22 protein-coding genes and 1 tRNA gene are annotated in these 24,229 nt (G+C 69.3%); 9 read left to right on the forward strand and 14 right to left on the reverse strand.

Annotated features, from left to right (window positions below):
• Nucleotides 1-96: 96 nt before the first annotated feature.
• Genes P0084_RS02510 through P0084_RS02520 form a run of 3 tightly spaced genes read left to right on the forward strand, consistent with a single transcriptional unit; the run spans nucleotide 97 to nucleotide 1,756 of the window.
• Nucleotides 97-966, forward strand: a complete 870-nt coding sequence (locus P0084_RS02510) for a 1-acyl-sn-glycerol-3-phosphate acyltransferase (protein ID WP_308915223.1) — start codon at nucleotides 97-99, stop codon at nucleotides 964-966.
• Nucleotides 967-1,010: 44 nt separating this feature from the next.
• Nucleotides 1,011-1,325: an ArsR/SmtB family transcription factor gene (locus P0084_RS02515; protein ID WP_308915224.1), complete on the forward strand. Its 315-nt coding sequence runs from the start codon at nucleotides 1,011-1,013 to the stop codon at nucleotides 1,323-1,325.
• Nucleotides 1,322-1,756 carry a DUF6428 family protein gene (locus tag P0084_RS02520; protein ID WP_308915225.1) on the forward strand — a complete coding sequence of 145 codons (435 nt, stop codon included), beginning with the start codon at nucleotides 1,322-1,324 and terminating at the stop codon, nucleotides 1,754-1,756. The genes P0084_RS02515 and P0084_RS02520 overlap by 4 nt, the downstream gene beginning before the upstream one ends.
• Nucleotides 1,757-1,808: 52 nt before the next feature.
• Here the strand turns inward: P0084_RS02520 and P0084_RS02525 are convergent.
• A tRNA-Leu gene (locus tag P0084_RS02525) sits at nucleotides 1,809-1,895 on the reverse strand.
• 245 nt (nucleotides 1,896-2,140) lie between these two features.
• On the opposite strand from P0084_RS02525, the gene lipB reads away from it, so the two are divergent.
• From lipB to P0084_RS02555, 6 genes are all read left to right on the forward strand, one after another.
• On the forward strand, nucleotides 2,141-2,815 hold the full coding sequence (gene lipB / locus P0084_RS02530; protein ID WP_308915226.1) for a lipoyl(octanoyl) transferase LipB: 675 nt from the start codon (nucleotides 2,141-2,143) through the stop codon (nucleotides 2,813-2,815).
• A 95-nt stretch (nucleotides 2,816-2,910) separates the two neighbouring features.
• Nucleotides 2,911-3,963, forward strand: coding sequence for a type III polyketide synthase (locus P0084_RS02535; protein ID WP_308915227.1), 1,053 nt, complete (start codon nucleotides 2,911-2,913; stop codon nucleotides 3,961-3,963).
• Nucleotides 3,963-4,472, forward strand: a complete 510-nt coding sequence (locus P0084_RS02540; RefSeq protein WP_308915228.1) for an isoprenylcysteine carboxyl methyltransferase family protein — start codon at nucleotides 3,963-3,965, stop codon at nucleotides 4,470-4,472. Before P0084_RS02535 ends, P0084_RS02540 begins: the two co-directional genes overlap by 1 nt.
• Nucleotides 4,473-4,595: 123 nt before the next feature.
• Nucleotides 4,596-6,308, forward strand: coding sequence for a cytochrome c oxidase subunit I (locus P0084_RS02545; RefSeq protein WP_308915229.1), 1,713 nt, complete (start codon nucleotides 4,596-4,598; stop codon nucleotides 6,306-6,308).
• Between the two features lie 5 nt (nucleotides 6,309-6,313).
• Nucleotides 6,314-6,859 carry a DUF2244 domain-containing protein gene (locus P0084_RS02550; RefSeq protein WP_308915230.1) on the forward strand — a complete coding sequence of 182 codons (546 nt, stop codon included), beginning with the start codon at nucleotides 6,314-6,316 and terminating at the stop codon, nucleotides 6,857-6,859.
• A complete protein-coding gene (locus P0084_RS02555; protein ID WP_308915231.1) occupies nucleotides 6,856-7,425 on the forward strand; it encodes a M48 family metalloprotease in 570 nt (189 codons plus the stop codon). Before P0084_RS02550 ends, P0084_RS02555 begins: the two co-directional genes overlap by 4 nt.
• A 199-nt stretch (nucleotides 7,426-7,624) precedes the next feature.
• Here P0084_RS02555 and P0084_RS02560 read toward each other — a convergent pair whose 3' ends face one another.
• The 13 genes from P0084_RS02560 to folE2 all read right to left on the reverse strand — a co-directional run bounded on the left by P0084_RS02560 (nucleotide 7,625) and on the right by folE2 (nucleotide 24,216).
• Complete coding sequence (locus tag P0084_RS02560) at nucleotides 7,625-9,298, reverse strand: chloride channel protein (protein ID WP_308915232.1); 1,674 nt, start codon at nucleotides 9,296-9,298, stop codon at nucleotides 7,625-7,627.
• A gap of 31 nt (nucleotides 9,299-9,329) precedes the next feature.
• Nucleotides 9,330-10,985 carry a DNA repair protein RecN gene (recN, locus tag P0084_RS02565; protein WP_308915233.1) on the reverse strand — a complete coding sequence of 552 codons (1,656 nt, stop codon included), beginning with the start codon at nucleotides 10,983-10,985 and terminating at the stop codon, nucleotides 9,330-9,332.
• Between the two features lie 60 nt (nucleotides 10,986-11,045).
• Nucleotides 11,046-11,882: an outer membrane protein assembly factor BamD gene (locus tag P0084_RS02570; RefSeq protein ID WP_308915234.1), complete on the reverse strand. Its 837-nt coding sequence runs from the start codon at nucleotides 11,880-11,882 to the stop codon at nucleotides 11,046-11,048.
• Between the two features lie 85 nt (nucleotides 11,883-11,967).
• A complete protein-coding gene (gene lpxC, locus P0084_RS02575) occupies nucleotides 11,968-12,882 on the reverse strand; it encodes a UDP-3-O-acyl-N-acetylglucosamine deacetylase (RefSeq protein ID WP_308915235.1) in 915 nt (304 codons plus the stop codon).
• A 310-nt stretch (nucleotides 12,883-13,192) separates the two neighbouring features.
• Complete coding sequence (gene ftsZ, locus P0084_RS02580; protein ID WP_308915236.1) at nucleotides 13,193-14,812, reverse strand: cell division protein FtsZ; 1,620 nt, start codon at nucleotides 14,810-14,812, stop codon at nucleotides 13,193-13,195.
• A gap of 295 nt (nucleotides 14,813-15,107) precedes the next feature.
• Nucleotides 15,108-16,436: a cell division protein FtsA gene (gene ftsA, locus P0084_RS02585; protein WP_308915237.1), complete on the reverse strand. Its 1,329-nt coding sequence runs from the start codon at nucleotides 16,434-16,436 to the stop codon at nucleotides 15,108-15,110.
• The gene (locus P0084_RS02590) at nucleotides 16,433-17,311 is read right to left on the reverse strand and encodes a cell division protein FtsQ/DivIB (protein WP_308915238.1); all 879 of its coding nucleotides are present in this window, start codon (nucleotides 17,309-17,311) and stop codon (nucleotides 16,433-16,435) included. The genes ftsA and P0084_RS02590 overlap by 4 nt, the downstream gene beginning before the upstream one ends.
• Nucleotides 17,308-18,213, reverse strand: coding sequence for a D-alanine--D-alanine ligase (locus P0084_RS02595; RefSeq protein ID WP_308915239.1), 906 nt, complete (start codon nucleotides 18,211-18,213; stop codon nucleotides 17,308-17,310). Before P0084_RS02595 ends, P0084_RS02590 begins: the two co-directional genes overlap by 4 nt.
• Before the next feature lie 56 nt (nucleotides 18,214-18,269).
• Nucleotides 18,270-19,217, reverse strand: coding sequence for a UDP-N-acetylmuramate dehydrogenase (murB, locus tag P0084_RS02600; RefSeq protein ID WP_308915306.1), 948 nt, complete (start codon nucleotides 19,215-19,217; stop codon nucleotides 18,270-18,272).
• Between the two features lie 14 nt (nucleotides 19,218-19,231).
• On the reverse strand, nucleotides 19,232-20,641 hold the full coding sequence (gene murC / locus P0084_RS02605; RefSeq protein WP_308915240.1) for a UDP-N-acetylmuramate--L-alanine ligase: 1,410 nt from the start codon (nucleotides 20,639-20,641) through the stop codon (nucleotides 19,232-19,234).
• Entirely contained in the window at nucleotides 20,638-21,693 is a 1,056-nt protein-coding gene (locus P0084_RS02610) for a UDP-N-acetylglucosamine--N-acetylmuramyl-(pentapeptide) pyrophosphoryl-undecaprenol N-acetylglucosamine transferase (RefSeq protein ID WP_308915307.1), read from the reverse strand. Before P0084_RS02610 ends, murC begins: the two co-directional genes overlap by 4 nt.
• Nucleotides 21,694-21,740: 47 nt before the next feature.
• On the reverse strand, nucleotides 21,741-22,907 hold the full coding sequence (locus P0084_RS02615) for an FtsW/RodA/SpoVE family cell cycle protein (RefSeq protein WP_308915241.1): 1,167 nt from the start codon (nucleotides 22,905-22,907) through the stop codon (nucleotides 21,741-21,743).
• 259 nt (nucleotides 22,908-23,166) lie between these two features.
• Nucleotides 23,167-24,216, reverse strand: coding sequence for a GTP cyclohydrolase FolE2 (gene folE2, locus P0084_RS02620; RefSeq protein WP_308915242.1), 1,050 nt, complete (start codon nucleotides 24,214-24,216; stop codon nucleotides 23,167-23,169).
• Nucleotides 24,217-24,229 lie beyond the last annotated feature (13 nt).

Here is a 24,229-nt window from a genome sequence, read left to right on the forward strand (position 1 = left end):
GATCAGATTCCGGTGGAACCGTTCGCTGCTTGCCCATAGATGCATCACCGGCGGCCCCCGCAGCAGCATCGTGCCGCGCAGCCATGGAAAGGCGACATGCGCGACCGACTCGACCCGCTGATCGCCGAACGCGCGCCCTGGCTGTTCCGGCCCACCCTGACCGCCCGCGCCGCCTGGATCGTCCTGGGCCGCATGCTGGCCTACGAACGGTCGGTCGAGATCGGGACCCATTACGTCGATCAGGACGTGCCCGCCATCATGGCTGACCTTGCGCGGCGCATCGCACGGCGCGTGACCTTCGACGGGCTGGATCACGTTCCCGCGTCGGGGCCCGCCCTGATCGTGGCGAACCACCCGACCGGCATCGCCGATGGGATCGTCCTGCACGATATCCTGACCCGCCTGCGCCCGGATCCGTTCTACTACGCCAACAGCGACATCCTGCGCGTTCTGCCGCAGTTCGCCGACATCGTGGTCCCCGTCGAATGGCGCGCGGACCGCCGCAGCGTATCCAAGACTCGCGAAACGATGCAGGCCACGCGGCGGGCCCTCGACGCGCGGCGGCTGGGCGTGATCTTCCCCGCGGGCCGCTTGGCCAAGCGACGCGGCCTGCGACTGCACGAACGCCCCTGGATGGCGTCCGCTGCGATGATCGCGCGCAAGAACGCCCTGCCCGTGGTGCCGGTCCACATCCGCGCACGCAACTCGGCGATGTTCTACGCGTTCGACGCGTTCCACCCCACCCTTCGCGACATCACCCTGTTCCACGAGACGTTGAACAAGGACGTGCAGCCCTATCACGTGATCTTCGGCCGCCCCCTCGACGGCGGCGCCCTTCCCAAGAACGCCGAGGAGGGAATCGAGGTGCTGCGCGACGCCACGCTGTCCCTCGTGCCCGATCGCCACGGCACGATCGACCTGACCCGGAACCGCCCCGGCTGGCGACGGCTCCCGCATCCGACATGACAACGGCGATTGACTCGACGACAAAACTAGACTTCTAGTCGTGTATGTTCGATCCAGCCCTCGTCGCGCGCGCTTTGACGGCCCTGGGGCACGAAGCGCGCCTTTCCATCTTCCGCCTCCTGGTCCGCGCCGGATGCGACGGCCTGACGGTGGGTGCCATCGCGCAGCATGTCGGACTGCCCCCGTCGACCCTCGCGCATCACCTCCGCAAGCTGACGGAGGCCGGGCTCGTCCTGCAGGAGGGTCATGGCAGGACGACGGTCAATCGCGCCGATTTCGCCGTACTGAAGGGTGCGTTGGCCTACCTGACCGCGGAATGCTGCCGGGGCGTGTCACTCGTGCGGGAGGACGCGACATGATCACCCCGGTCGAATTGATCGCGGCCCTGACTGGCGCACCTGCCCTCCCGGTCCGCATCGTGGTCGACGGGCACGCCTTGCGGGCAGGCTATCACGTGACCGAGGTCAAGCTGGCGCGCTATGCTTCCCTCGATTGCGGTCGGGGCCTGCACCATTGGGAGGAGGCGGTGGTCGAAATCCTCGACGGCTGCGGCGGCGATCCCATGACGGCCGCCAAGCTATCGGGCATCGTGGCGGAAGCCGTCGACCGGATGCCGGCCCTGGCGGAAGCGCCCCTCGTGGTCGAACATGGTACGCGGGGGGTGATGCGATATGGGGTCGCGCTCATGCGTGATGTCGATGGATGGACGATGCACCTGCAACCGCTGCGCGCGACCTGCAAGGCCGCGAACGCCCCTGCCCCGAAACGGTCCGCGTGCTGTTCGGGATGACACGCTTCGATGACGGCCGATCGGCCGTCCATCTCGGGCATGGCAGGGACCCTGGTGCGGTCGGGGGGACTCGAACCCCCACGGGTGTTACCCCACAGCGACCTCAACGCTGCGCGTCTACCAATTCCGCCACGACCGCGTAACCGAAGGCCCGCTCCCTGTATCCGGGGGTCGGGTCCTGCTCAAGGGTGAAACGTCGATCTATGGCCCAACCCGCGGGCGATCCGGAGCGCGATGGGTGCGGCGGAGCGTTCGAGCGACCTGGGTGCCGAGGATCCGTTACTCCCATACGGGGACAGGGCTTACGGGCAACGGCCAGACCTGTCCTAGGAACCACCGCGTCACGTCTTGATTTCCGCGCCCTGGGTGCCCAAGCCTAGCCCCATGAACGCCGCCCCCCGCGCCATTGCGGCACTGGAATGGATCACGTCGACCGCGCCAGTCGCCTATGCCACCGCCCTGGCGGAGATGGAGGCGCGGGTGGCGGGCATCCTGGACGGCACGGCCGGTGAAGCCGTCTGGCTGTTGGAACATCCGCCGATGTACACCGCCGGCACGTCGGCGAACGTGGCGGACCTGCGCGACCCCGATCGCTTCCCGGTCCACCAGGCCCGCCGGGGAGGCCAGTACACGTATCACGGTCCGGGACAGCGGGTCGTCTATGCGATGCTGGACGTTGGCCTCCGAGGTCGTGACGTCCGCGCCTTCGTGCAGACATTGGAGGGATGGGTGATCGACGCCCTGGCCGAGTTCGGCGTCCGTGGGGTCGTGCGCGACGGTCGCGTTGGCGTCTGGGTGACCCGCCCCGACAAGCCCCCCCTGCCCGACGGCACCCCGCGGGAGGACAAGATCGCCGCCATCGGCATCCGCCTGCGCCGCTGGGTCAGCTTTCACGGCCTTTCGATTAACGTCGAACCGGATCTGTCCCACTTCGACGGCATCGTCCCCTGCGGGATCACGGGGCACGGCGTCACGTCGCTGGTCGATCTGGGCCTGCCCGTGACGATGGACGATCTGGATGCCGCCCTGAAGCGGACATCCCCGTTCCGCCCCGGCTGACGTAACGGTCGCATACCCCCCGATCGGCTTGATCCGCCCCTCCGCCGGCCCATGTGCCGTATCCACTCGCATCGTCCAGCGTCCGGGGGGCAGACATGGAGCGACCCGTGGCCATCCGGGGCCTTTCCACCCAGACCGCGCCGTACGACCTGCCGCAGGACATCGTCGGCCGCCGCGCGCAGGAGGTATTGGGCCCTCGCTATCCGCAGTTCGCGCGCTTGCTGTCCACCTTCGCTTCCGCCGGGATCGAACGGCGGCAATCGGTCGTGCCGTTCGAATGGTTCAACGATCGCAGCGTAGGATGGGCCGAACGCAACCGGGCATGGCACGACGGCTGCCTGGCCCTGTTCCGGGCCGCCGCGACCCGGGCCCTGGACGAGGCCGGCTGGCATGGATCGGACGTGGACGTCGTCGTGACCGTCAGCTCCACGGGCATCGCCACCCCCACCCTCGAAGCGGTGGCCGCCGACGAGTTGGGCCTGCGTGCCGACGTCCTGCGCGTGCCGGTCTTCGGCCTGGGCTGCGCGGGCGGTGCGTCCGGCTTGTCGATCGCGGCCCAGTTGGCGCGCGGCGCGCCCGGGAGCAAGGTCCTGCTGGTCGTGGTGGAGGCCTGCACGACCTCGTTCCGGACCGACCGCTTGCAGAAGGCCGACATCATCGCGACGGTGCTGTTCGGCGACGGCGCGGCGGCGGCCTGCCTGACCACCGGCGACGGTGCGATGACCTGCGCCCCCGGCGCGCAGCATCGGTGGTCCGACACGCTCGACATCATGGGTTGGGACGTCGACGACGAGGGGCTGGGCGTCATCTTCGATCGGTCGATCCCCGATTTCGCCGCCCGCCACATGGCGGACGCCCGCGATGCCGCCTTCGCCGCGATGGGGCGGAAGCGCGACGATGTCGACCGTTTGATCTGTCACCCCGGCGGCGCGAAGGTGATCGCCGCGCTGGAGACGGCCCTGGAACTCGGACAGGGGGCACTGGACCTGGAACGCGACGTTCTGCGCCGCCATGGCAACATGTCCGCGCCCACCGTCCTGTTCGTGCTGGACGCGGCCCGTCGGACGGGCGTGACGGGGCGTTGCATGACGACCGCCCTCGGTCCGGGCTTCTCCGCCGCGTTCACGCCCGTGGAATTCGCGGCGTGATGGCGGCGGCGGCATTCCTGGCGTTCCTCGTGCTGCAACGGTTGGGCGAACTGTTCCTCGCCAGGCGCAACACCGCGCGCCTGATGGCCACGGGCGCGGTCGAGCATGGGGCCGGTCACTACCCCGTGGTCGTGGCGCTCCACACGGCGTGGATCGGGGCGATGGGCATCTGGGGTTGGAACGCGCCCATCCATCTGGGATGGCTGGCCGCCTTCGTCGTGTTGCAGGGCTTGCGCATCTGGGTCCTGGCGACGCTCGGGCCGCGCTGGACCACACGAATCATCGTGCCCGCAAACCCCGGCGCGGGGGTCGTGCGCCAGGGGCCGTTCCGGTTCATGCGCCACCCCAACTATGCCGTCGTCTGTGCCGAGATGGTGGTCGCGCCCATGGTCCTGGGATTGCCCTGGATCGCCGTGGTGTTCGGTGTCGCGAACCTAGCGTTCCTCGCCCTCGTGCGCATTCCGGCGGAGGCCCGCGCGTTGGAGCCGCTGCGCCGCACTACCCTCTGACTGCGACGATTTTCCCGCCCGCCGCGCGTTGCCCTGCCCGGGCGGCCCCGCTAGAACCCCCGCAACCGGGAGGGGTGCGTTTGCGTCTCACCGCCACCAGACCAACCACGACGGAGCGACCGCATGGCTGACGCCGCCATCACGGGCCACGACCATCATGAGAAGCCCGGCTTCTTCACCCGGTGGTTCATGTCCACGAACCACAAGGACATCGGGATCCTGTACCTGCTGGTGTCGGGGTTCGCGGGCTTCATCAGCGTCGCGATGACCGTCTACATGCGCTTGGAATTGATGGATCCGGGCGTGCAGTACATGTGCATGGAAGGCGCGCGCCTGACGGCTGCCGCCGCAGGGGAATGTACGCCCAACGGCCATCTGTGGAACGTGCTGATCACGGGTCACGGCATCACGATGATGTTCTTCATCGTCATCCCCGCGCTGTTCGGCGGATTCGGCAACTACTTCATGCCGCTGCATATCGGCGCGCCGGACATGGCGTTCCCGCGGCTGAACAATCTGTCCTTCTGGCTGTTCGCGGCCGGCACCGCGCTCGCGGTCCTGTCGTTGTTCGTGCCAGGCGGCAACGGACAGAACGGGTCGGGCATCGGTTGGGTCCTGTATCCGCCCCTGTCCACGACGGAGGCCGGCTTCTCGACCGACATCGCGATCTTCGCGGTCCACGTGTCGGGCGCGTCGTCGATCCTGGGCGCGATCAACATCATCACGACGTTCCTGAACATGCGTGCGCCGGGCATGACGCTGCACAAGGTGCCGTTGTTCGCGTGGTCGATCTTCGTGACCGCCTGGCTGATCCTGCTGGCCCTGCCCGTGCTGGCCGGCGCGATCACCATGCTGCTGACGGACCGCAACTTCGGGACGACCTTCTTCGACCCGGCGGGTGGCGGCGACCCGGTGCTGTACCAGCACATCCTATGGTTCTTCGGCCATCCGGAGGTCTACATCGTCATCCTTCCCGCCTTCGGCATCATCAGCCACGTGGTCAGCACGTTCTCCAAGAAGCCGATCTTCGGCTACCTGCCGATGGTCTACGCCATGGTCGCGATCGGCGGCCTGGGGTTCGTGGTCTGGGCGCACCACATGTACACTGTGGGCATGTCGCTGACGCAGCAGGCCTACTTCATGGTGGCGACCATGATCATCGCGGTGCCGACGGGGGTGAAGATCTTCTCGTGGATCGCGACGATGTGGGGCGGCTCGATCGAGTTCAAGACGCCCATGCTGTTCGCCATGGGGTTCATCTTCCTGTTCACCCTGGGCGGCGTGACCGGCATCGTGTTGTCTCAGGCCGGCATCGACCGGGCGTATCACGACACGTACTATGTGGTCGCGCACTTCCACTACGTGATGTCGCTGGGCGCCGTGTTCGGCATCTTCGCGGGCATCTACTATTGGATCGGCAAGATGTCGGGGCGACAGTATCCCGAATGGGCCGGCAAGGTGCACTTCTGGGTGTTCTTTATTGGCGCAAACCTGACCTTCTTCCCCCAGCACTTCCTGGGCCGTCAGGGCATGCCGCGCCGCTACATCGACTATCCGGATGCCTTCGCGCTGTGGCATTACGTATCGTCCTGGGGTGCGTTCCTGTCCTTCGCCTCGTTCCTGTTCTTCATCGGGATCGTCGCCTACACCGTGTGGTTCGGGCGCAAGGTGTCGGAGCCGGCCTATTGGGGCGAGCACGCTGATACGCTGGAATGGATCCTGCCGAACCCGCCGCCCGAGCACACGTTCGAGCAGCTCCCCACCAAGGAGATCTGGGATAGGCATCCCCATGCGGACGCCCCGGCTAGCGCGGCCGTGGACGGGGCCCGACGATAGGTCCGATGCCCTTTCGGATCATCGAACCAGACCAGGCCCCGGCATCGCCCGGGGCCTTTTCGTCAGGCGGGACGGACGACCGTCTGACCATCCGTCTTTGGCCCCATTCCAGCCTGACGCCGGAAGGCTTCGTCGGCATGATCGGCGTCAGCTTCGCGATGCTGTGCATTCCCTTGCTGGGGTTGATCGGCACCGCGGCGTTGTGGGGGATCCTGCCCTTCGCGATCGGCACGTTGGGACTGTTGTGGCTGGGACTGAAGCGGTCTTGGCGCGACCGTTCGATCGAGGAGACGTTCGAACTGACCCCGCGCGAGGCGCATCTGACGCGGAGGGACCCCGACGGTCGGATCCGGGATTGGCGTGCCAATCCCTACTGGGTCCGGGTGGAGATGTCGCACGAGGACGGCCCAGTGGAAGACTACCTCACACTGCAGGGTGGGCCCCGCCCCGTCGAGATCGGCGCGTTCCTGACACCGGAGGAGCGTCGCGCCCTCCGCGACACGCTGCAGGCTGCGCTGGCCGGTGTCCGGAACGCGACGCGACCGGGGTGACGGGCCTGCGGGCGCTGATCCTGGTCGTCCTCGTCGCGGGTTCGGGCACCGCCGCCTCGGCGCAATTGATCGCGCAGGGGGAGTTGACCCGGATCGAGGCGGACGTCCGCGCCGTCGCCGATGCCGTGCTGACCGTCATGCCGATGGACGAACCCGTCCGATTGGAAGCGAAGACCTGGGTCACGAACGCCGTCGCCTATCGTCGGGACGACGCCGCGTGGATCGGGTTCAACCCGCTCTGGGTGCAGGGGATGCTGACCCGCCCCGAAGGCGACCGATGGCCGTTGATCGCGGTGGTCGCGCACGAGATCGGCCATCATGTCGCGGGCGATACCCGGGGGCCGGTCCGCAGGGGCCACGCCGCCGAACTGTTCGCGGATGCCCGCGCCGGTGCAGTCCTGCGACGCATGGGCGCGCGCTTGCCCCAGGCACAGGAGCTTTGGCGGGACTTCGCCGTTCGCGGGTCCGAAACGCACCCACCCCGCGCCGCTCGCCTGGATGCGGTGGAACGAGGCTGGACGGAGCCGGGGGCGTGGTTGGACCGATCGGACGCCTTCAACGAATGATGTGCCGTTCCGCTAGGTGCGTTCCATACCGCTCGCGCTCGCCGGACCGCGGAAGGCAACCGACCACGCGCTGCCGGGCATGAGATCGACACTCCGAGGCGCGATGGCTTGGAAGCGCGAGGCGGGTGCTGCGATATCAGCCGGACACGCCATGCCCAGCGCCAAGGGTCCGACCACTCGGCGGATGTGCCGGGTTCCGTCAGGCGTGTTCCTCTGCCGCCGTTTCCGCAAGGGCACGACTGAACACGCGCAGGGCATCGACGTGAAGCACGACGCCGACGATCTCCGGGGCGGCCTCGTCCTTCAAACGGGCGACGGTCACGAACTCGACGCCGCCCTGCTCGAACATCGGCATCGCCTTCTCCAGGGTGTCGCTCGGTGCCACGAACCGCCCGTCGTTCAAGGCGCGGCGGATCGCGTCCGCCGCGGGGGATCGCGGGTGTTCCGGCGCGCGCATGATCGACGACACCCGAATCGTCGACAGCAGGTAGCGTTGCGGTCCGGCAGCCAGATGCACGCCGCGCCGCTCCAACTGGGTCAGGAAGAACGATCGATCCACCAAGCGCGACGCGAGGGCAGATGCGATCGACACGGTCACCATCACCGCCAGCCCGGTCTGCCAGTCCCCCGTCAACTCGAACACGATCAGCGTCGTTGAGATCGGCGCACCGAGCACGCCCGCGGCCACGGCGCCCATCCCCGCCAGCGCGTATAGCGTCTCCGCACCCGAGATCTCCGGCAGGAGGGCCGTCGCCACGCCGCCGAAGGCCAGCCCCGTCAACGCTCCCACCATCAATGCGGGCGAGAAGACGCCGCCACCCATGCGCCCCCCCATCGTGATCGACACGGCCGCGACCTTCAGCACGGCGAAGACGATTGCCTCGTGCCACAGCAGATCCCCGGACAGCGCATCGGAGGTCGTTTCGTACCCGACCCCGATAATGTGCGGAAACCAGATCGCCATGCCCCCGAGGAGCAGGCCCGACAGCGCGGGTCGCAGCACGGCGGGAATGTCGAACCGCGATTGCATCGCGGTCGCCACGTCTTCCACCAGGAAGATCGACCGCATCAGTGCCACCGCGACCAGTCCGCAGGTCAGGCCCAGCAGAACGAAGGCCGGCAATTCGGCATAGAAGGCCAGCGCCCCCGGTTCGGGCAGCGTGAATTCGGTCACGTCGCCGAAATGCACCCGGCTGATGACCGACCCCGAGGCGGCGGCGATCGTGATCGGGGCCAATGCGTGTACCGCGAAATGTCGAAGCACCACCTCCAGGGCGAACAACGCTCCGGCCAAGGGCGCGTTAAAGCTGGCCGCCACCGCGGCGGCAACGGCGCAGCCCAGGATCTCGCGCCCCGTCACGCCATCGGCGTTGATGCGGTTCGACACCCAGCCCGCGATCAGACCGGTCATATGGACGACCGGCCCCTCCCGCCCGGACGAACCACCCGAAGACAGGGTTATCAGCGATGCCGCGATGGACGCGAGGCCCGCGCGCTGCTCGACCCGCCCCTCCCGCAGCGCGGCCCCCTCGATCACCTCTGCGACGCCGCGAACCCGTCCATCGGGGGTGAAACGATTCAGGACGAACCCGACGACGAGGCCCCCGATGGCGGGCAACAGAAGGATCCACCACCAAGGCAAGGTGGCGGCGAAGCTGTGCAGGTTGCGGGGATCTTCCGTCCCGTACAGGAACGTCTGAAGCGTGCGGATGGCCGTCATGAACCCCACGGCGACATATCCGCTGGCGATGCCGATCCCCAAGGCGATCAACCAAAACTGGACTTGGTTCGGCCCACGGTCCCGCACCAGGTCCCAGGCCGCCCGCAGGCGGGCGGGAATCAGTGCGGTGCGGGGTTGGACGCCATCGGACACGGGGGAAGCCTAGGGGGCCGGCCCGTCGCCCTCAAGCGGCGTCCAGCAACGCCTCCGCCGCGGCGCGTGCGGCATCGGTGACGCTGTCACCCGACAGCATGCGCGCGATCTCGTCGATGCGGTCGCGTCGCGCGACGGGCACCACGCGACTCAGCGTGATCTCACCCTCCACCCGCTTCTCGACCCGCCAGTGATGCGCCCCCAGGGCGGCGACCTGCGGCGAGTGGGTGACGACAAGCACCTGCCCTCCGTCGGCCAGCGCCTTCAGGCGGCGCCCCACCGCGTCGGCCGTGGCTCCGCCCACGCCTCGGTCGATCTCGTCGAAGATCAGGGTCCGCGCACGGTCCCCGCCCGTCAGGCAAACCTTCAGGGCTAGCAGGAAGCGCGACAACTCGCCCCCCGACGCGATCTTCGACAACGGACCCGACGGCGCGCCCGGATTCGTGGCGACTTGGAACGTGACCGTTTCCGTCCCTTCCGGGCCGGGATCGGCGGGCTCCACCAGGGTCGTGAAGACGGCGCGTTCCATCTTCAGGGGGGCCAGCTCGCCTGCCATCGCGACGTCCAGCCGTGCCGCCCCCTCGCGTCGCAACTCCGACAGCTTGGCCGCCGCCACGTCGTAGTCGGCCTGCGCGGCGGTCAGCGCGGCCTCGAGATCGGACAATCCCCGCGCCGATCCGTCCAGCTTGTCCAGCCGGTCCCGTAGATCGACGGCGAATGCGGACAGGTCGTCGGGGACGACGCCATGCTTCCGGGCCAAGCCGCGCAGCGCGAACAGCCGTTCCTCCGTCCGTTCCAGTTCCGACGGGTCGAAGTCCAACGCATCGAGCGCGTCCTCCACCCCGGCCTGGGCCTCCGACAGTTCGGCCAGCGCACGGTCCAGGGCGGCCAACGGCGCATCCAGGACCTCGCCCGCACCATCGCGCGCGCCTTCCAGCCACCGGGCGGCGTCCGTCATCGCGGCCTCGGCTCCGGAGGGCCCCAAACCCTCCAACGCACGGGCCACGTCATGGCGGACTCGTTCCGCACCCTGCATCCGACGACGCTCGGCATCCAGGGTCGCATCCTCCCCCGGCTGTGGATCCAGTTCCTCCAATTCCGCGGTGTTGTGCCGAAGGTACTCCTCCTCCGCACGCAGGGCTTCGATCGCCTCGCGGGCCTGTGTCAGATCGGACCGGGCCGCCGCCACGGCCCGCCACGTCGCCCGGACCTTCGCCGCCGCGGGCCCCGCGCCCACGAACGCGTCCAACAGCGCGCGATGGCCCCGCGGGTCGAGGAGGCCACGATCATCGTGCTGACCGTGCAGTTCCAGCAACGTGTCGGACAGGGCCCGCAACGTATCGCCGGATACGCGTGTGCCGTTCACCCAAGCCGTCTTGCGTCCATCGGCGGTGTTCACTCGCCGCAGCAGCAACTCCCCATCTTCGGCCTCGATGCCCGCATCGGACAAGACGGCGTGGGCGGGATGACCGTCGGGCAGATCGAAGGTCGCGGTGACCTGCCCCTGCGCCGCGCCAGATCGGACAAGGGCCGCCCGGCCCCGCCAGCCCAGCACGAAACCCAACGAATCGAGCAGGATCGACTTTCCCGCCCCCGTCTCGCCGGTCAGCACGTTCAGCCCGCCGCCGAGGTCCAGCGACAGGCGGTCGATGATCAGCATGTCGCTTATGTCGAGGCTGCGGAGCATGACGGAACAGTTAATCCGCCCCATGCCCCTTGGCGAGGGGCGCGGTCGCGCCGATCGCCGTCAGAGCCAGCGGCCGCGGATCGTCCGATCATAGACGGAGCGAAGCCAGGACCGTCCCGCCGCCTCCGGGGCGAGGCCACGACCCGTCAGCTGCGCGAAGGCGTCATCGTAGAAGGGCGAGCCCTGGAAGTTGTATCCCAGGATCGCACCCGCGGTCTGCGCTTCCTGCGTCAGCCCCAGGGCGAGATACGCCTCGACCAGCCGCAGCAGGGCCTCCGGCGTGTGCGTGGTGGTCTGGAACTCCTCCACCACCGCGCGGAACCGGTTGATCGCGGCGGAATGATGCCCGCGCTTCAGGTAATAGCGCCCGATCTCCATCTCCTTCGCCGCCAGGTGGTCGAAGGCCAGATCGAACTTCAGGATGCTCGACCGCGAATATTCCGTATCGGGATACCGTTCGATCACCGTTCGCAGCGATTGCAGAGCCTGGAAGGTCAGGCCCTGGTCACGGCCCACCTGATCGATCTGGTCGTAGTAGGACAGCGCAAGCAGGTACTGCGCATAGGCCGCATCCTCGTCACCCGGATAGAAGTCGATGAACCGCTGCGCGGCGCCACGGGCGTTCTCGTAGTCTCGATCTTGGTGATAGGAGAACGCCTGCATGATCAGCGCGCGCTTCGCCCATTCCGAATAGGGATAGAGCCGTTCGACCTCGGCGAACAGTAGCGCCGCATCGTCAGGGTCGTTGTTGGCCAGTTCCGCCTCGGCCTGCTGATAGATAGCTTCAGGCGCGGTGTTCTCCAAGTCGATGGCCTCGTCCCGGCTGCAAGCCGCCGCCGCGACTGCCATCGCCACGAGACCCGCGCCCCGCGTCCATCGAAGCCAGTTCTCGTTCATCGACCCCTCGTCCGCGCTGTCCGCCCGTCGCCGCAGACCATAACCCGCGGTCCACCGGGTGTGAAGCGCACGCGTCACCCGCGCGTCAGAAGTGCGCGAAGCGGTCGTGCTCGATCCCGGCGCCGGGAAGAACCCGCGCCTCCGCCGCGGACAGCGTGCGGATACGATAGCCGAGCGGGTCGGCGAACAAGGCATGCAGCAGGCGGTTCGTCATCGCATGTCCCGCCCGGATCCCGGAATAGCGACCAAGGATCGGGGCGCCGGCCAGGGCGAGATCCCCCAGGGCATCCAGCATCTTGTGGCGCACCGCCTCGTCGGAGTGGCGCAGACCACCGGGGTTCACGACCCGATCACCGTCGACCACCACCGCGTTGTCCAGCGACCCGCCCAGCGCCTTGCCGGCCGCACGCATCGCGTCGACGTCCGACTGACGGCAGAAGGTACGGCTATCGGCCAGTTCGCGCGCGAAGGTGCCGTTCGACAGGCGCAGGGTCTTGTGCTGGTGTCCGATCGCCGCGTCTGGGAAGGCGATGTCGAAATCGATCTCCAACTCGCCCGCCGGCGTCAGTTCGGCATAGGCATCGCCGTGCCGGACGGCGATGCGGCGCAGGACCTCGATCGCATGTACGGGGGCAGCCTGCCTGCGGATGCCCGCATCCAGGATGGCACGGACGAACTTCGCTGCCGACCCGTCCAGGATCGGAACCTCCGGCCCGTCGACGTCGACGATGGCGTTCGTGATGCCGCAACCGCACAGCGCGGCCATCAGGTGCTCGACCGTCGACACCGAAACGCCCGCCTCGTTCACCAGCAGCGTGCACAACGGCGAGAGTTCGACCGCATCGTGGCGCGCGGGGATCATGTTGTTGCCGTCCACATCGGATCGGCGGAACCAAATGCCGTGGTGGATGCCGGCCGGATGGATCGACAGGCGCGCGGCCTCGCCGGAATGGAGGCCGACGCCCCCGAGGTGGATCGCCGTCTTGATCGTCTTCTGCATCGGATGCCCCTAACCGCTCGATCCGGTGGGCATTCTGCGCGCCCTTCCGTGGACGATAGATACGGACCGCGGGGGCGACCGACAAATCAACCACCGTTACGATCTGCAACAGACCCGCCACCGATCGGCGGGAAAGGAACGACCGACGATCACGCGGAGCCAGTTTCTCCATTGGCGGAAGGGGTTTGCGTCCCGGGTCGCAGCGAAACCCACCCGACGAGGGCGTCGAAAGTGTTACCGGAAACGCATTGCGGCGGCCCCGGGGGGCCGCCGCGATCCGGGGGGCAGGGCACCCCGGCGTGTCGTTCGATCAGTTGGCCTGGCGGCGCAGGAACGCGGGGATCTCGATCCGCTCCTCCTCCGGGGCGGGGGCGGCGGCCCGGGGCGCCGCGGACGGCTCGTGCCGTGCAGGGGCCGCACCTTCGGGGGTTCCGGTCATGCGGTTTATCAGCGACCCGATGCCGAACCGCGCGCTGTCGGGACGGTCGGCCTGACCTCCGTCGTCCGGGCCGTTCTTGCGCACGGCGGCACGCAGGCGGTCCATGACTTCCGGCGAGGGTTGGGCCCCGCCGCGCTGGGCACCGAAGCTGGGCCGGATCGGTTCCGGCGCCGGGGCGGGCGCCCGGGCTGCCGGCGCATAGGCCGGGGGCGGCAGGTCGTCCGCGGCCGGCCGGCGCGCAGCGCGACCGAAGAACGCGTCGGCGGCGGACTGCTCCTCCACCGCGTGGACATCGCGGGCATCGAAGAAGGACGGCTCGGCGGGGGACTGGGGCGCGTCGGGACGCGCTTCCGCGATTGGCGTGACCGGGGCCTGCGTGTCCACCGCGGCGGGCATCTCGACGGGAGCGGGGACGGCCTCGGGCGCCACGCGGGCCGCGGCGGCCTGCTGGGTCGCGGCGGGCGCGGTGGCCTCCGTCAGGCGACGGCGCGGGGCGGGCGTGTCCTGCACGGCGACGGATGCGTCGATGCCGGTCGCGACGACCGAGACGCGCATGGCGCCGTCCATGTCGGGATCCAGCGTCGAGCCGACGATGATGTTCGCGTCCTCGTCCACCTGCTCGCGGATGACGTTGGCTGCCTCGTCCATCTCGAACAGGGTCAGGTCATAGCCACCGGTGATGTTGATCAGGACGCCCTTCGCGCCCTTCAGCGACAACTCGTCGAGCAGCGGATTGGCGATGGCCTTCTCGGCGGCGACCTGGGCGCGATCCTCGCCGGATGCCTCGCCGGTCCCCATCATGGCCTTGCCCATCTCGTCCATCACCGAACGGACGTCGGCGAAGTCGAGGTTGATCATGCCGGGCCGGACCATCAGGTCGGTGACGCCCTTCACGCCCTGGTACAGCACGTCGTCGGCCATGCTGAACGCTTCGGTGAAGGTAGTCTTCTCGTTGGCGAGCCGGAACAGGTTCTGGTTCGGAATGATGATGAGGGTGTCGACGACCTTCTGCAGCGCCTCCACGCCCTCCTCGGCCTGGCGCATGCGCTTCGATCCCTCGAAGGCGAAGGGCTTGGTCACGACGCCTACCGTCAGGATGCCCAGTTCACGCGCGGCCTGCGCGATGATCGGCGCGGCGCCCGTGCCGGTGCCACCGCCCATGCCGGCGGTGATGAAGCACATGTGCGCACCCGCCAGACGGTCGACGATCTCCTCGATCGTCTCCTCCGCGGCCGATGCCCCGACGGAGGGACGCGCGCCCGCGCCCAACCCTTCGGTGACGCGCATGCCGAGTTGCACCCGGGTCTGCGACTTGGACTGCGTCAGAGCCTGCGCGTCCGTGTTGGCGACCACGAAGTCGACCCCGTCGAGATCCTTCTCGATCATGTTGTCGACGGCGTTGCCGCCCGCCCCGCCCACACCGAACACGGTGATCCGCGGACGCAGGTCGTTATCGGGCCCACCGCCCGGCATCGTCAGGTTCAATGTCATCTGCTCGTCCACCTGTGCTTTGGCCCTGCCTTGAGGCCCGTTACCGCTTTGCGCGTTGTTCTTGGGGTACAGGCCTAACGAATGGTTTCCCGCCCGTCACGCGAAAAAACGAATCGGACCGGCCAACTCCGGCACGAAAGTCGCAGGCCTTGCCAAAGGGTTAACGATCCGGCCCCGTCGCACTGACGTCCTCGCATCAAGTTCGCCACGCATCCCACTCAAAAGAATGGCTACCATATGGTAGCCGCCCCATCGGCAGGGACCTGCCAGGGGCGATCGCCATCCGATCAAATCGTCACCAATTCTCCGCGAACCAGCGCAACGCCCGCTTCACGGGACGGCCCGCGTCGCGCGGACCGACGGCGTCGAAGTCCCAGAACTCGTCCTGGGGGGCCGCGGCGTGCATGCACAAGCCGACGCAGGCCGCGAAGGACGGCCCCTTCGCCATCTCGGGCAGGCCCTGCACGCGCATCGGACGGCCGAGGCGGACTTGGTTCCCCAGGATCCGCGTGGCGAGCCCGTCCAGGCCCGGGATGTGGCTGGCCCCGCCCGTCAGCACGATGCGCTGTCCCGGCAGGTGGTCGAACCCGGCCTCGTCCAGCCGGATGCGGGCAGCCTCCAGCACCTCCTCCAGGCGCGGACGGACGATGCCGATCAGCTCGGTCCGCGTGACCGAACGGCGGTCATGGTGCCAATCGCCCGTCTCGGCCTCCAGGGCGATGCGCTCGCGGTCGTCCTGCCCCGTGGCATGGACGCCGCCGAAGCGGCACTTGATCCGCTCCGCCACGTCGTGGGGCACGCGCAAGCCCTGGCTGATGTCGGCGGTGACGTGGTCGCCCCCCATCCGCACGGTCGAGGAATAGATCATGTGCCGCCGCGCGAAGATCGTGACGCCCGTGGTGCCCGCGCCCATGTCGATGCATGCAGCGCCCAGTTCCTTCTCGTCCTCCACCAGCACGGCCGTGGCAGCGGCATAGGGCGCGCTGGCCAATCCCGCGCATTCGAGGTCGCAGCGATGCAGGCAGGTCAGCAGGTTCTCGATCGCATGGGCATCGACCGACAGCAGATGCAGGTCTGCGGACAGCGCCTCGCCGGTCTGACCGCGGGGATCGCGCAGCTGCGTCCGGTGGTCGATCCCGAAGTTGACGGGCTGGGCATGCATCGCCTCGCGCCCCTCGCCCAGGTCGGGCGTGTCGATGGAGGCGAGGACGTGGGCGACGTCGTGGACGTCGCAGGGTCCGTCGCGCAGTGACGCCTCGCCCTGCAGGGCGATGCTCTCGGGCCGGCCGCCGGAGAAGCTGGCGATGACGTGGTCCACGCGCAGGCCCGCCATTTTCTGTGCAGCCTGGACGACGGTGCGGATCGCGCGCTCGACCTCCGGCATGGTGTCGACCTCGCCCAAACGCATGCCCCGGGCCTGCGTGGTGGCCGCGCCGATGACTCGGACGTTGGACTGGCCCGCCATCTGGCCCACCCCCTCGCCCGTCGGCGTGTTCTGCTCGAACCGCAGGACCAGGCACGTGGTGTTGAACGTCCCCACGTCGAGGATCGCCACCACCCCGCGGGCGAGGGCGGCCTGCCGCTTGCGGCGCATGGCGCGCTGGGCCTGGAACAATCGGCTCATCGGGTCGTCTCCGCGATCTGTGTTTCGGGGCCGCCGGCGCGCAGGCGGTGCAGCTCATCGAGAGCGCGCGCCGACAGCCGAAGGACGGGGCGTCCGCGCAGCCGCATGTCCAGCACGGCCACGTCGCGCGATAGCACGTCCTTGGCCGCATGCATCGCCAGCGCTCGGTCGAGGGCTTGGACCGGCGCGGCCTCCGGCAGCAGGATGCGGCGGTCGTCCGACAGCACGAGGTCCCAGCGCCGCTTGCCGACCCGGACGAGGCCCACGAGGTCATCCTCCAGCGGCGCAGCGGCGCGCGTCAGCGCCAGCGCCTGGCCAACCGCGTCCTGCGCACCCGGACCCGCGATCAGCGGCAACGCGCCCGCCTTCGCCACGTCGTCCAGGGTGGCGACGCGATGACCGGTCGCATCACGCGCCGTGACGGTGCCCGCCTCGAGGTGGGCGACCACGGCACGGCGCTCCGCCACGCGGACCAACAGAACGCCGCCGGTGCGGAGCATCGCCTCCGCCGAATGGACCGGGTCGAGCGCCTCCAACCGCGCGACCAGGGCCGGCAGGTCCAGGTCGAAACGGCTGACCGGGAAGCGCAGGTCGGCGACCTGCGCGATCGCAGTCCGCAGCGATCCGTCGGCCCCCTCCACCCGCAATTGCGTGACGGCGAACTCCGGACGGCCGCGGATCGCCTCCGCGACGGTCTGCGCCGACTGTGTCATAGCCGCGCGACGGTCGGGATCGGACGCCCAGACCAGACCGGCGGCGAGCGCGGCCGCCAGGGGCAGCCCGCGCAGCACGGCCAAGCGAATCCCGCGCCGCAGCCACAGGCGATTCAATCTGTAGGACAGCACCGAGGGGGCCGGGTCGGCCCTGCGTGTCACCGGATCCATGCATCCTCCACCAATCTGCGGCACAATGCCCCGAACGGGATTCCCGCCTCGGCCGCGGCCTCGGGCGTCAGCGAGGTCGGCGTCATGCCGGGCTGGGTGTTCGTTTCCAGCACCAGCAGCCCTTGCCCGCCCTCGTCCCAGCGAAAATCGGTCCGGCTGAGCGAACGGCAGCCCAGCGCGTCGTGGGCGCGGCGTGCGAGGTCGCGGCAGGCCTGTGTAACCTCATCGGGGATGGCGGCGGGGATCACGTGACGCGATCCGCCCGGCGCGTACTTCGCGTCGTAGTCGTACCAGCCGTCCGTCACGATCTCGGTCACGGCCAGCGCCACATCGCCCAGCACCGTGCAGGTCAGCTCGCGCCCGGGAACATAGGCTTCGACCATGACCGTGTCGGGCATGTCGTCGCCCAGGGCGGGCGGGCGGTTTGCGCCCTGGGGCACGATATAGACGCCCACGGACGACCCTTCGTCGTTGGGCTTCACGACATAGGGGGGGGGCATCACGTGCAACGCGGCGGCCCGTGCCTTCGGAACGATGACGCCATCTGGAACCGGTATCCCCTGCGCGCGGAACAGGTCCTTCGTGCGCGTCTTGTCGATCGCCAGCGCGGAGGCCAACACCCCGGAATGGGTATAGCGCAGCCCGAGCCAATCCATCAGTCCCTGGACGCGCCCGTCCTCGCCGAACGGCCCGTGCAGCGCGTTGAAGACCACGTCGGGCGCCAGGTCGATCAGGCGCGCGGGCAGATCGGCGCCGGCATCCAGTTCCGTCACGTCGAACCCCTCGCCCCGCAGCGCCACGGCGCAGCCACGCCCTGTCGAGAGCGAAACCTCGCGCTCGGCCGATCGGCCGCCCATCAGGACGACGACGTGCTTGGGTTGCCCCTCAGACATGCCCGTACCCACTGCCCTATGCGGGACGCTTGTGCCGCGCCCTCGCCGTTACCGCCTCAGCCCCGCCCGGTCTCGTCGCCGGACGTTCGGGGCCCCACCGGTTCTCCGACCCGCTTCACTTCCCAGTCTAATCGTATCCCGCTGTGGCGGAAGACCCTTTCGCGGACCTCCTCGCCCAGTTCCTCAAGGTCCGCGGCGGTCGCGCCGCCCCGGTTGACCAGGAAGTTGGGGTGCTTGGGCGACATGACCGCCCCGCCCCGCACGTGACCCCGCAGGCCGGCATCGTCGATCACCTTCCACGCCTTCAGGTCGTGGACGTCGTCCGCCCGGCCCGTGCTGCTGAACCCCGCGGGGTTGCGGAACGTGCTGCCGGCGCTGCGGTCCTTCGTCGGCTGCGTCGCATCCCGGCGGGCGAGCTGCTCGTCCATCCGCGCCGCCAGTTCGGCCGGTTCGCCGCCCGGTGCGTCGAACGTGGCCGCGACGATCAACGTTTCGGGATCCAGTCCGCTGCTGCGATAGGCCAGCGCCAGGTCCCCCGCCGGGATCGTCACGACGCCGCCCCCGCGCGTCACGGCACGCACCTCGACCAGATGGTCCGCGACATACGTGCCATAGCATCCGGCGTTCATGGCGACCGCACCCCCGATGCTGCCCGGGATGGTCCGCAGGAAGGTCAGGTCAAGCCCGTCGGTGGCGGCCCTCCGCGCGAGATGCGCATCCAGCATCGCTGCACCCGCGGTGACCGTGTGGCCGTCGCGGGCATAGGACGCGAAGGCCCGTCCCAAACGAACGACGACGCCGCGGATGCCCCCGTCGCGCACGATCAGGTTGGACCCCACGCCCATCGGAAAGACCGCCACGCCCGCAGGCAGATCCCGCAGGAACGCGGCCAGGTCCGCCTCGTCTGCCGGTTGGAACAGCCAGTCGGCCGGGCCGCCCACGCGGAGCCACGTCAGCCCGTCCAGCGGCCGGTCGCGGGTCAGCGTTCCGCGAACCGGGGGCATGTCCAGCAAGGCGGTCACGCCGCCATGCCATTCAGCCGTTCGGGCAGGGCGCGCGCCCAGGCGCTGATCGTGCCTGCGCCCAGGCAGACGACGATGTCACCTGGTCGGGCCTGCTCGCGGACCAGACGCTCCAAATCCGCTTCGTCCACCACGGCGCGGGCGTGGCGGTGGCCCGTACGGATCAGACCCGCGACCAGGTCGTCGCGGGTCGCCCCCTCGATCACATCCTCGCCCGCCGCATAGACGTCGGCGATGCCCACCACGTCGGCATCCGTGAAGCAGCCGCAGAAGTCGTCGAACAGGTCGTGCAACCGGGAATAGCGGTGGGGTTGGTGGACCGCTATCACGCGGCCCTCGTCCCCGATGGCCTGACGTGCGGCCCGCAGCACGGCCGCGATCTCGACCGGGTGGTGTCCGTAATCGTCGATGATCGGCACGCCGTGCCAGTCGCCGACCCTCGTGAAGCGGCGGTTCACGCCCCCGAACGACGCCAGCCCGTCGCGGATCACGTCCTTCGGCACGCCGAGCTCGCGGGCCACCGCGACGGCGGCCAGCGCGTTGCTGACGTTGTGGTCCCCCGGCATCGGCAGGCGGCACCCTTCGATCATCTGATCCTCCGCCTGGAGGGCCACGTCGAAATGCGCGACCCCGGCCTCGTAGCGCAGGTTCAGCGCACGGATGTCGGCCTGCGCGTTGAACCCGAAGGTCACGACCTTGCGGTCCGTGATCCGGCCGACGAGGGCGCGTACCTCCGGATGATCGGTGCAGCAGATCGCCACGCCGTAGAACGGAATGTTCGACACGAAGTCGGTGAAGCCCTGGCGCAGCCGCTCGATCGTGCCCCAATGCTCCATATGCTCCGGGTCGATGTTCGTCACGATCGCCATCGTCGCGGGCAGCCGGTTGAAGGTGCCGTCGCTCTCGTCGGCCTCCACCACCATCCACTCGCCCTGCCCCTGCCTGGCGTTGGAGCCGTAGGCGTGGATGATGCCTCCGTTCACGACGGTGGGATCCTCCTCCGCCGCGTCCAGCAGGGCCGCGACCATCGTCGTGGTGGTCGTCTTGCCGTGCGTGCCCGCGACCGCGATGTTCGACTTCAATCGCATCAGTTCGGCCAGCATCTCGGCCCGGCGCACGACCGGCAGGCCCCGGGCCCGCGCCGCGTCCAGCTCCGGGTTGCCCGGCTTGATCGCCGACGAGATGACGACGACCTCCGCCCCTTCCAGGTTGTGCGCGCGTTGCCCGATGAAGACCCGCGCACCCAGCGTCTCCAACCGACGGGTAATGTCGCTGGCCTTCGCATCCGATCCCTGCACGACGAAGCCCTGGGACATCAGCACCTCGGCGATGCCGGACATGCCGATGCCGCCGATGCCCACGAAGTGGATCGGTCCGGTCTGGTTGGGCAGCTTCGTCGCGTTCATGGCGTTCTCCCATGGGTGGTGGCGATGGATTGCACAAGGTCCGCCAGCCGATCGGCGGCGTCCGGTATAGCGGTCGACAGGGCCGCGCGAGCCATCTGCTGCGCGCCCTGCTCGTTCGACAGGATCAACTCGACCTGCTGGGCCAGGCTGTCCGGGGTCAGCTTGCTTTCAGGCAGCAGGATCGCGGCACCCGCATCGACCAGCGCGCGGGCGTTGGCCGTCTGCTCGTCCCGGATGGCGGATGCCAACGGCACCAGGATCGAAGGCCGCCCGATCACGCCGATATCGGCCACCGTGCTGGCCCCCGACCGGGCGATCACCAGTTGCGCGTCGGCCATGCGGTTGGGCACGTCCTCGAAGAAGGTCTGGATGTCGGCCGCGATCCCGGCCGCATCGTAGGCCGCGACTACGCGGTCCACGTCCTCGGATCGGGCCTGGTGGGACACGCGCAGATGCGTGCGCATCGCGTCCGGCAGGGCGGCCAGGGCGGCGGGCACGACGTCCGACAGGATGCGCGCGCCCTGCGATCCGCCCAGCACCAGCACCGACATCGGATAGTCCCCGGGCGGGATGTACGGCGCGCCCGCACGGTCCAGGACGGCGCCGCGGACGGGGTTGCCGGTATGGACGCCCTCGACGCCGCCGGGCAGGTCGGCCGGCCAGGTGCCGCAGGCGACCGCATGCACGCGCCGCGCGAACAGCTGGTTCACCCGACCCAGGACCCCGTTCTGTTCGTGAATCAGACGCGGCAGCTTCATCGCCGCCGCGGCGCTCAATGCGGGGATGGCGGGATATCCGCCGAAGCCCACGACCACGCCGGGCCGATCCCGCCGGAACCGCGTCCACGCAGCCGCCACGCCCGCCCCGATGCGGAGAGGGGCCGCCAACCGACCCGCCGCGCCCCCGCGCGCCGGCGTGGCCGAGGACACGACCTCGACCGGCACGACGTCTGGGAACCCGCCCGCATAGCGCGCGCCGCGGGCATCGGTGGACAGCGCGACCGACCAGCCCCGGTCCAGCATGACCTCCGCCAGGGACTGAGCGGGGAACATGTGCCCCCCCGTGCCGCCCGCCGCGATGACCAGATGCCCCCGGGCCGTCACCGCGCCCCCCGCAGGAGGTGATCGCCGATATCGTTCTGTGGCCGCGTCCGGGTGAACGCCAGCAGCATCCCCGTCAACGCACCCATCGCCACCAGCGACGACCCGCCATAGCTGACGAAGGGCAGCGTCATGCCCTTCGCGGGCAGCAGGCGCACGGCGACGCCCAGGTTCACGAAGGCCTGCGCCGCGAACAGAACCGTCAGCCCGGTGCCGGCCAGCCGACAGAACAGGTCCCGCTCCCGCGTCAGTCGCATCAGGCAGCGCAGGGTCACCGTGGCGAACAGCGCGGTGATGAACAGCACCATGACCAGACCGTACTCCTCCGCCGCGACGGCGACGATGAAGTCGGTATGCGCGTCGGGCAGGTTCCACTTCACCTGCCCCTCGTTCACGCCGGTCCCGAAGATGCCGCCCTCGCGGATGGCGTCGGTGGCATAGCCGAGCTGCGTCCTTGGATCGATCTCCGGGTTCAGGAACCCGTCGATGCGTCGCGCGAAGTGCTCTGAGTTGTGATAGGCGAACAGCCCGACCAGGACCACGGCGGCGACCACGCCCGTCAGCAACGCGATCGGCGCGCCCGCCACGAAATAGATCGACGACCACGCCACCAGCGTCAGCATCGCCTGCCCGAAATCGGGCTGCAGGGCCAGGAACGCCAGGATGACCACCGTGATGGCCGCCGAGATCGTCTTGCCCGGCGGCCCGTGCGGCGCGTGGCTGGCGGCCATCAGCCAGGCGGTCAGGATGACGAAGACGGGCTTCAGGAACTCCGACGGTTGCAACGAGGCGAAGCCCAGCGAGTACCACCGAACCGCCCCCTTGCCGAAATCCGTTCCCAGCACCGGCAACAGCGCGACCGCGACGAAGGCGCCAACGAAGCCCAACACGCCCAACCGGCGGATCGCGGTGGGCGACATCGCGCTGGCCACGGCCATGACGGCAAAGGCCATCACCCCGAACACCAGTTGCCGCTCGACGTAGTGGAAGGGCCGCAGGCCGTTCCGTTCGGCCAGGGGGACCGAGGCCGCGAGGCCCAGGAGGATGCCGACGGCGAACAGCGTCAGAAGGCACCCGAGGGTCACCTTGTCCACCGTGCGCCACCAGCGCGACAGGATGGCCTCGCCCGGGAGGGGCGCGACCGTGCCATGCGCGATCTCGGTCATGTGTCCGCCTGCATACTGCCCGCGCCCGGTTGATCCGGGCTGCGGGGACGACCTTAGCGCAAGCCGATTCGTCCGACCAGAGAAAAGGGGTTAAGCGGGGGTTAACGAGGGGCCCCGGGGGCCGCGGCGGGGCGGACGGACGGCGACGGCGACACGCCCGGCCACGTGGCGGGCAACGCAGAACCGGCGAAGATCGAGGGGATCGACGCGATCGGCCGAAGGCTGCCGACGGGGTCGGGCACGCGCCCGGGGTCGCCCATCAGCCCCCGTGGACCAGCGTCCCGAACAGCCCCGGCTCCAGCGTCGGGGCCTCGAACAGCGCGCCCGACGTCAGCACCGACACCGCGTCGTGGCTGTGCAGGCTTTCCTGGTGGCTGGCGACGACGCGGAAGTCGCCGACCCCCTCCATCCCGTCCAGCCCCTGCGCGAACAGGCGCACCGCGTCCTCGACGAAGATCGGGTTGGCCGCGTTGAGCTCGGCGAAGGCCTGCTCGTCCTCGCGCTTGACCATGACCTGCGTTTCGGTGGGGACCTGCGCGCGGCACATCTCGATCACGTCCTCCACCCCGACGGCACCCGTCACCTGCAGCGACAGGCGGGCGACCGAACGCTGGGAATGCGGCGTGGCCAGGACACCGCGGGTGCGCCGCGCGTGCTCCGACAATTCCAGCGAACAGGGGCATGTCGACGCGTACACGTAATCCAGGTGCAGGACGCGGTGGCGCGCGCCCCCGTCCCGCACGACCTCCAGCGCCGCGTCGTAGTACTGCCAGCCCGTCAGGCCGGACCGCAGCGCAGACACCGGCAGGGGCACCTGGAAGCGGATCAGCAGGCGGGCATCCACCGCCGCCAGATCGGCGAGATAGGCCCGAAGGACCCCCTCCACCGAAGCGAAGTCCAGGATGCCGGGACCGGCCTGGAACGTCCGCAGGATCCGGCTCATGTTGATGCCCTTGGTCCCGGCCTCCAGCGATACGGTGCCGGAGACGTGGGCGTCCACGGGGCGCGGTCCCGCCCGCAACGGCAGGGTCAGGGGGGTGCGGAACCCCGCGACGCCGACGTGCTGGATGCGCCGGTCCGTCCCCCGGATGGTCGCCGCCGGGGCGTTCTGCAGATCGGGCAGCGTCGCGCGATAGGCCGCGTCCGCCACGTGCCCCGCATCGTAGGACGCTGCCAGGTCGGGATAGAGGTCGGGCGCCGGCGCCGCCGCGGCGCCCGCCCGGGCGCGATAGCGGCGCAGGACGTCCATCGCCGCCTGGGCGTCGGCGAGCGTCGGGTCACGGTCCAGGCCGGAAGCGTGCACGGTCATTCGGGTCCCTCCC

Origin of the sequence: Jannaschia maritima (genome assembly GCF_030973515.1) — a bacterium.
Classification (GTDB): Bacteria; Pseudomonadota; Alphaproteobacteria; order Rhodobacterales; family Rhodobacteraceae; genus Jannaschia; species Jannaschia maritima.